Genomic DNA, 5,963 nt, shown 5'->3' on the forward strand with positions numbered 1-5,963 from the left:
AGTGCAGTCGCGAGGGTTTCGAGGTCTGTCGTCACAAACGGACCAACGAGACCCTCGCTTCATGCGCCCCAAGACTTCGGACTTACTCATCTAGGGCCCGGTGGTTGGTGAGGCACCGGGCGAAGTAGCTCTCGACGACGACCGGGACACCGGCGTCGAGGTGGTGTCGGATCTCCTCGGCCGCGGTGAACAGCGCGGAGAGGTAGAGGCACATCCGTGCCTCGACGTTCGTCCGCTCGTCCACCGCGTGTCTGAGCGGCTGGTAGAGGGACGGGACGGTGGGCACGAGGACAGCTTGTCGGGCGGCGGCGAGCATCGGCGCCACGGTGGACTTGCCGGTGCCGCGTAAGCCTTCCAGGCTCTCGAAGTGTGGGCGATCAGGCACGGGCGGCGTACACCACGTCCGGCACTGTGAGGGAGAGCTCGTCGGTGGTCGACGGCCTGTGGACGATGCGTCCGGCCGCCTTCTCGTACCAGAAGGCGTGTGAGTCCTTGCCCACGGCGGGCCTTGACCCCGAATCCTGGACACGGGTTATGGGGCTGTTGACAGCGTAGTTGGTGTGGGGTGCAGGGCGTTCTCGAAGGCGATCGGTGATCGTTGCCCGAGGTCGGAGTGCTGGCGCCGGGTGTTGTAGCGGTGGAGCCATCGAAAGGTGTCGAGTCGGGCTTCGCGCTCGCTCGGCCAGCTCCTTCGGCCCTGCAGGGTTTCGCGTTCAAAGGTCGCGTTGAAGGACTCGGCGAGTGCGTTGTCCGCGCTGGACCCGACCGCGCCCATGCTGTGTCTCACCCTTGCTGACCTGTAGGCTTCGGCGAATGCCCGGCTCGTGTACTGGGCTCCGTGGTCGGTGTGCATGATCGATCCGGCGAGGCTGCCCCGCGTGCGGATCGCCGCGGCCAGGGCATCGGTGACGAGATCGGTGCGCATGTGGTCGGCGATCGCCCAGCCGGCCAGGCGGCGCGAGGCGAGGTCGATGACGGTCGCCAGGTAGCAGAACTTCCCGCCGTCGATGGGCAGGTAGGTGATGTCACCGACGTACTTCGTGTTCGGCCTCTCGGCGGTAAAGTCGCGGCCGATCAGGTCCGGAGCCTTGACCGCGGACGGGTCGGGGACAGTGGCGCGGTGTCGGCGGCGCAACCGGATCCCTTCGATCCCGAACGCCCGCATGACCCGGGCGACCCGTTTGTGATTGACCGCCTCACCGCTCGTCTCGCGGAGCTCAGCGGTGATTCTCGGGGCCCCGTAGGTTCCGTCCGATTCGAGGTGCAACGCCCGTATACGGGCGGCCAACCTCGCGTCGGCCGCCTGCCGGGCGGCCCGGTCCGCGACCGTCCGGCGCCAGTAGTAGAAGCTTGAGCGACTGATGCCGAGGATGGTGCACAGCCGCTTCACGCCGTGGCGGCGCTGGTGGTCGGCGACGAACTGGAAGCGGTTCACCAGCGCGTCTCCCCGGCGAAATACTTCGCCGCTTTCCGCAGGATCTCGCGTTCCTCTTCGAGCTCGCGGACCTTCTTGCGCAGGGCCGCGTTCTCCTCCTCCAACGGGGACGGCGGCCGTGCCGGCTCCTGTGTCCGGCGTCCTCGTGGACGGCTTGCCCCGGCGGCCCCGGACCCAGTTCCGCAGGGTCTCCGGGTTGATCCCCAGATCGGTGGCGACCGACCTGATCGTCGCATCGGGCCGCGACTCGTACAGCGCGACCGCGTCCGCCTTGAACTCCGGCGGATAGTTCTTCATGACCACGAGATGTCCGTTCTCAGATCCTCAGGATCCAGTGTCTCGTGTGTCCAGGATCAAGGGCCAAGGCCCCTGAGCCACGCGCCTACTACGACGGCAAACGCCGCGAGGGAAAGCACCACATCGCTGCCCTCATCGCACTGGCCCGACGCCGCATCGACGTCCTCTTCGCCATGCCCCGCGACGGCACCTTCTACCAGCCGCCCACGCCCACTACGGCTTGACGAAGGCCATAGAGGCACCTTTTCAAGGCCCGCATGTTCACCGAGTCGATCGCGCAGCGGGACCAGTCCAGCTCACCGCGGGAGCCGAGTTCGTCGAGGACCAGGCGGTGGAGCTTGGCCCACACCCTGGCCTTCGTCCACTCGGCGCAGCGCCGATGAGCCGTTGCCCCGGACGACGCCGTCGGCAACTGCTGCCACGTGCAGCCTGACGTAGCTACGAACACGATGGCAGCCAGGACTTCGCGGTCCCCATGGCGCCGTCGTCCACCGCCCTGAGGTCACGTCGGCGCCTTCGGCACCACACGCCGGAACAGCTCCCACAACTCATCCGGCACCAGCCGCTCAACGATCCCCACCACGGCCGAGAGCCTGCCGAACCCGTCAAATGAGATGACGTCTAAGTAGTGGGCCTGGACCCTGGAGTGGCTCGGCCACTGGGAATGAGCGCTGGCCCGGCCTCGGTGCTGATTGAGTAGTCATAGACGGATCGGCGAGCTCAGGCGGTCTCTCCAGCGCGGTGACGCAGCGTGCAAAGAGCCTGTCAAACGGCCACCGGGCGGCGAGCTCACCCTCACCCAGCGCACTGTCAACCGGGCCCTGGCCGCAGCCCGGGCACCCGTCGAACGCGGCATCGCACGGCTGAAGTCCTGGCAGATCTTTCCGCAGATCCCCCATCAGCCCGAACCCCATGACCGTCATCGCCGAAGCCGTCCTCACCCTGGGGGAGAGGCGACGCTGAAAGTGCTCCATGATCGGTTGAGTAGGTTGTACTCAGGCGACCGTGTGTCCCCGCTCGCGAAGCTGACTGGTGTTCAGGAAGACCGGCGGAGGAGCGTCCCCGCCAGGTCGGGGACCCGAACGCCCAGCATCCCACCGCGGCATTCCGGACGCGTGCGTGAACCCCGTCGTTCACACGCGCGTGCGCTCCGGCGACCACCGCGCAGACCTCGCAGGAGTAACACAGCAATGCTTCGCCCACGCGCGAACGCGCACAACGCAACCCTCTCGAAGGACTCCGCGGTAATCACTGTCCGCTTCCTCCAGATCTCGGATATGGACGCGCTGATCGAACTCGAGAACCGCAAATGGGATCGAAACCAGGCCGCCTCCAGGGAAGACCTGGAGTTCCGCATCAGGAGATTCCCCCGATTCTCCATCGGCGCCTTCTCGGCCACCGGAGAGCTACTGGCCTCGGTGTTCATGAGACCCATGTCCGGACAGCAGATATCCGCCGCCAAGAACTGGTCCGAATGTGCACATTCGGACGATGAAGATCCACAGACGAGATCACTCTTCGGTATCAGCCTCAGTAGCATCGACGCGGCGGCCGTGGAAGAGATATTCGCCTTCTTCTGGCCGTACGCCCTCCGGTCCGGATGGCGCGACATCTACCTGGGCTCACCTCTTCCCGGCCTGCGGAGCTGGCGCAGGAAGAATCCCGAACCCGACGTCTCCGCGTACGTGTACGAGAAGAGGGACGGCCTGCCGAGGGACCCCCAGCTCCGCTACTACCATCAGAAGGGTTTCCGGGAGATCGTGGCGCACAAGCCGGACTACTTCCCGCACGAGGCATCCCTCGACCACGGCGCGGTGATACGGCTGCGCATCCCTCTGATCGGACTCTCCCCCGTACTGCGCCTCCTGCCCGTCGGGCTGCTCGCACCGTTCCGCGGACTGCTCTTCCGATTCCTCTAGGAGGACACCATGCCGACCGTCGAACCCGTCGAAGCATCACCGTTCCCATCCCGCCGACAGCTTCCCGGTACCGGTCCTGCCCTCTTCCGGGGCCTGGCCGCCGCATGGCCCGCCGTCGACAAGTGGACTCCGCAGTACATCGGGGCCCTGGCGCCCGACATGCCCATTCAACTGGTCGTGGGAAACCGGGAGTCAGGGGCCACCCGCTTCAGCACTTCGACGCTGGGCGCGTATGTGGACGGCATAACCGGGGATCAGACGGACGAATCCCACCCTCCCTATCTCAAGGAATTCGACCTCCTGCGGAGATTGCCCGAGCTGCGTCGGGATCTGCGGCAGGACGAGCTCTTCCCCCGACGGTGCATCAGGTCAAGCAGCGCCTGGATCGGCCCCCGGGGATCACGCACCGGACTGCACTACGACATCCTCGACAACTTCGCCACCGTGGCGTCGGGAAGGAAGCGATTCCTGCTCGCCCGCCCCGGAGCAGTCGAGCAGGCGGGCCACGTCTCCGGAAAATACGACCCCTGGGCCGTCCTCGCACGCTGCACCCACGCCGATCTCGCCCGCGCCGGCGACCTCGGACCGGGCACCCTCTTCCAAGCCGACCTCGGGCCCGGCGATGTGCTGTACGTGCCGGCGGGCTGGTGGCACGAGGTCGTTAATCTCTCTCCCAGCGTCCTGATCAGCGGCTTCTTCGGGAAACCGCACCGAGTCGTCGCCAAAGGAGCGGCCGTCGCGTTCAGGAATGCACTCCACCTGTGCGGATTCCCCGACAAGAACTCCTGCACCTGCCACGCGCCGACAGAACGGACCGACTGAGGCATGCAGACCACGACGCTCCGCACTCCCCCTGGCCCCACCACCCCACCACCCCACCACTCCTCCAGACCCTGTGCTTTCTCCTGGACCCGATCGGTTTCCTCGCCAAGAACAAGAAAAAGTACGGTGACGTTTTCAGGATAAAACTCCTCGGCCTGCCGGAGGAAGCGATCATCACGTCATCGCACCTGGCCGCCGAAGCCTTCTCGCACGACGAGGAATCCGGCATGGCGGGAGAAGTCCGGCGACAGTTCCTCGAACCTTCGCTCGGCAAGAACTCGCTACTTACAGCCGACGGGGAGATCTGGAAGCAGCATCGAAAGGTGATCAACCCGACACTGCACGGTCGATGCGTACAGGGCTATCGAGAGGCGATCCATGAGATAGCCGCGACAGAGATATCGAAATGGTCATACGGTAAGTCTTTTGCATTGCGTGAAAGCGTGGAAGGCGTCACGCTCAGGGTGATCATACGGGTTGTCTTCGGAATATCAGATGAAAAGCGTTCCGCCGAACTCGCCATCCTTCTTCCTGAATATATAAGGAAGTCCGGATCCCCGCTTCTAATCTTCATGCCCCCGCGAATCAGGGACAGCCTCTTTCGTTCTCGCATTGCTCGCCGCGTGCCTTTCCTGCCAACCACCCGAATGGACAAGGTTCGACGCAGAGTTGACGCGATTCTGTACGACGAGATAAAAGGAAGGAAGGCCCGGACAAGTACTTCCGGTACGGACGTCCTGTCCAGGCTTATAGATCCTCAGGGGAAGGCTGGAAGGCCACTGAGCGATCCGGAGATCCGCGACGAACTCGTGGCACTGCTCACTGCAGGCCATGAGACCACGGCGACCGCGCTTGCCTGGGCGTTCGAGAGATTGATGAGAACGCCTTCGGTGCTCTCCCGGCTGGAGAACGCGCTGCAGCACGAAGCCGACGACAGATACCTGGAAGCAGTCGTGAAAGAGGCTCTGCGTTCACGTCCGGTTGTTTGGGATGCGCCACGCCGACTCCGTCACGCAGTCTCGATCGGCGACTACACCGTGCCTGCGGGCTGGGCGATCACGCCAGTAATCGCCCTGATCCACCAGGACTCCCGATACTTCGCGAAGCCGGAGGTATTTGAACCGGAACGCTTCATGGGGGATGTTCCTGCCGAGACCCGTCAGGCATGGCTCCCTTTCGGAGGGGGACGTAGATACTGCGCCGGTGCTCAGCTAGCCCTGCTCGAGATGAAAGTCATCATGCGCGAAGTGCTCATGAACGTGACGCTGACGGCAGCGGACGACTCCGCAGAATCGGCACGGATGCAGCATGTGACTCTGGTTCCTCGCCGGGGAGCCCGTGCCGTAGCCCGTCGACGCAGTCCCCTTCACCACCCAGCCGAAGGTGGCTGTAAAGGGGTCTGGTGCAGGTTCGGGTGACAGGTTTGGTCACGCGGCCTGGAGGTCCGGTGTGGTCATGACGGTCTCGTATTCGACGGGTGTCAGGCGGCC

5 protein-coding genes and 4 pseudogenes are annotated in these 5,963 nt (G+C 64.7%); 5 read left to right on the forward strand and 4 right to left on the reverse strand.

Features of this window, described 5'->3' with window-relative positions:
• Nucleotides 1–82: 82 nt before the first annotated feature.
• The 3 genes and pseudogenes from ABZ457_RS30260 to ABZ457_RS30270 all read right to left on the reverse strand — a co-directional run bounded on the left by ABZ457_RS30260 (nt 83) and on the right by ABZ457_RS30270 (nt 1,732).
• On the reverse strand, nt 83–385 hold the full coding sequence (locus ABZ457_RS30260; protein ID WP_359164183.1) for a hypothetical protein: 303 nt from the start codon (nt 383–385) through the stop codon (nt 83–85).
• Nucleotides 378–503: pseudogene (locus tag ABZ457_RS30265) on the reverse strand (radical SAM protein); the annotation flags it as partial. The pseudogene ABZ457_RS30265 and the gene ABZ457_RS30260, both read right to left, overlap by 8 nt.
• A 29-nt stretch (nt 504–532) precedes the next feature.
• A complete protein-coding gene (locus ABZ457_RS30270; protein ID WP_359164186.1) occupies nt 533–1,732 on the reverse strand; it encodes an IS3 family transposase in 1,200 nt (399 codons plus the stop codon).
• A gap of 80 nt (nt 1,733–1,812) precedes the next feature.
• Here ABZ457_RS30270 and ABZ457_RS30275 point away from each other — a divergent pair.
• Nucleotides 1,813–1,956: pseudogene (locus ABZ457_RS30275) on the forward strand (IS110 family transposase); the annotation flags it as partial.
• Between the two features lie 20 nt (nt 1,957–1,976).
• On the opposite strand, the pseudogene ABZ457_RS30280 reads toward ABZ457_RS30275, so the two are convergent.
• Nucleotides 1,977–2,315, reverse strand: a pseudogene (locus ABZ457_RS30280) (transposase); the annotation flags it as partial.
• Nucleotides 2,316–2,496: 181 nt separating this feature from the next.
• On the opposite strand from ABZ457_RS30280, the pseudogene ABZ457_RS30285 reads away from it, so the two are divergent.
• The 4 genes and pseudogenes from ABZ457_RS30285 to ABZ457_RS30300 all read left to right on the forward strand — a co-directional run.
• Nucleotides 2,497–2,695: pseudogene (locus ABZ457_RS30285) on the forward strand (transposase family protein); the annotation flags it as partial.
• 227 nt (nt 2,696–2,922) lie between these two features.
• The gene (locus ABZ457_RS30290; protein WP_359164189.1) at nt 2,923–3,651 is read left to right on the forward strand and encodes a hypothetical protein; all 729 of its coding nucleotides are present in this window, start codon (nt 2,923–2,925) and stop codon (nt 3,649–3,651) included.
• 9 nt (nt 3,652–3,660) lie between these two features.
• Entirely contained in the window at nt 3,661–4,473 is an 813-nt protein-coding gene (locus ABZ457_RS30295) for a cupin-like domain-containing protein (protein WP_359164192.1), read from the forward strand.
• Nucleotides 4,413–5,891, forward strand: coding sequence for a cytochrome P450 (locus ABZ457_RS30300; protein WP_359164195.1), 1,479 nt, complete (start codon nt 4,413–4,415; stop codon nt 5,889–5,891). Before ABZ457_RS30295 ends, ABZ457_RS30300 begins: the two co-directional genes overlap by 61 nt.
• Nucleotides 5,892–5,963 lie beyond the last annotated feature (72 nt).

This window comes from Streptomyces sp. NPDC005805 (genome assembly GCF_040630445.1).
Lineage (GTDB): Bacteria > Actinomycetota > Actinomycetes > Streptomycetales > Streptomycetaceae > Streptomyces.